This is a genomic window from Streptomyces sp. ActVer (genome assembly GCF_027270795.1).
GTDB lineage: Bacteria > Actinomycetota > Actinomycetes > Streptomycetales > Streptomycetaceae > Streptomyces > Streptomyces umbrinus_A.
In genome coordinates this window covers 1-1352 of record NZ_JAPWHT010000890.1, presented here as the reverse complement: position 1 = coordinate 1352, position 1352 = coordinate 1, and the positions used below count along the sequence as shown (strand labels likewise).

Annotated in this window: 1 pseudogene; it reads left to right on the top strand. The window is 74.1% G+C overall.

Annotation, left to right across the window (positions count from 1 at the left end):
- Positions 1-79: 79 nt before the first annotated feature.
- Positions 80-1352: pseudogene (locus O3Q52_RS53120) on the top strand (ATP-binding protein); the annotation flags it as partial.

Sequence of the window (1352 nt, the reverse complement as noted above, 5' to 3'; positions counted from 1 at the left end):
GCAGCGTCAGCCGGTCGTGCTCCCACTCGGACGCCAGGATCTGCTTGGACAACGGCGGCCGGTCGTACGGCGGGTGCCCTACGAACTCGGCAGCGCCTCCCTGCTCACCGAACCCGCGACCACCGTCAACCACCTGCGGGCCGCCCTCGAAGAGCCCATCGCCGACACCGAGCTGCGGCACAACATCGTCTACCGGCTCTCCCAGGTACTCGCCCACAGCGACCGCCTCGCCGAGGCCTCCGGCGCCCTCTCCCGCGAGATCAAGGTGACCGGCGACGCCCGCGTACGCCTGCGCATGCAGTCGGAGCAGTTCATGTGGGACGCCTTCCGGGCCGACGAGCCCGACTCGCCGGCCCGCTCCCGCCGCCTCGCCCGGCTCGCCGACCGGCTGACCGGCCGCGACCTCACCGAGCGCTATGTGATCGGCCTGCGCGCCTGGGACGCCACCCTGCGCGGCGAACCCGCCCACATCGCGATCCGGCACGCCGAACGCGCCCTCGCAGGCGGCTTCGGCTGGGCCGAGGCCGACCGCGGCTTCGAGGTCCCCGTCCTGGTCGCCCTCACCTTCATGTACGCGGACCGGCCAGGGCGCACCGAGGAACTGTTCGCCGCCGGGATCGCCGACTTCGAACGGCAGGGCTGGCACGGGGCCCACCTGTCCTTCGGCTACACCCTCCTCGCGTACGTACGCTTCCGCCGCGGCCGTCTCGCCGAGGCCGAGGACTTCGTACGCGCGGGGCTCCGGCTCGCCGAACGCGTCGGGCCCGGCACGCCCGCCCACTGGTACGCCGTCGGCACCCTCATCGAGATCCTGCTCGCCCGCGGCCGGATCACCGAGGCGACCCGGACCGCCGAGGAGTACGCCTTCGGGGAACCGTTCCCCGCCGCCGTGGTCTTCCCCGACGCCCAGGCCGTGTACGGCGAGCTGTTGCTGGCCAGGGGGCTGACGAAGGACGCCGCCGTCGAACTCGCCGCGGCCGGGCGCCGCCTCGACCCGCGCGGCATGCGGAATCCGTCCTGGTGCCCCTGGCAGCTGCACCTCGCCCGCGCGGAGAGCCACCACGCCCCGGAGCGGGCGGTGGCCACGGCCTTCGAGGCCGTGGGCCGGGCTCGGCTCTTTGGTGCGCCGTCGGCGATCGGCCAGGCACTGCGTGCCGCGGCCGACGTCTCCTCGGGCTCGACCCGCGTGAAACTCCTCGAAGAGTCCGTCGGCCACCTGGAACGTTCGCCGGCCGCGTACGAACTGGCCTGCGCCCTGGTCGCCCTCGGCACGGAGCTGCGGCGCGCGGGTCACCCGAAGGAAGCCGCCGAGCACCTCTACCGAGGGCTGGAGGCGGCGGTGCAGTGCGGCG